Here is a 231-nt window from a genome sequence, read left to right on the forward strand (position 1 = left end):
GCCCTGTGGTGGACAGGGCAGACGGTGGCGGAGAATTTCCAGCTCATCGAGCAGCAGAAGGCCACGATGGCCCGCGCCCAGGCGTTGGGGATGGACTTCCACCGCGACGAAAACGGCCAGTTCATCATCCTGCCAAAAGGGATGAAGGCAGTCAGCGGGTGGACGTTCGAGAATGGCAGCCGACAGGCAGTGAAGTTGGAGAAGTAGGCTATGACGGAGATCGAGAAGGCC

At 60.6% G+C, this 231-nt stretch carries 1 pseudogene; it reads left to right on the forward strand.

Going from position 1 to position 231, the window contains the following annotated elements:
- Positions 1 to 207 (forward strand): annotated as a pseudogene (locus tag GHO25_RS26435) (mobilization protein); the annotation flags it as partial.
- Between the last annotated feature and the right edge of the window lie 24 nt (positions 208 to 231).

The organism is Pseudomonas sp. FSL R10-1350 (assembly GCF_009600525.1).
GTDB lineage: Bacteria > Pseudomonadota > Gammaproteobacteria > Pseudomonadales > Pseudomonadaceae > Aquipseudomonas > Aquipseudomonas helleri.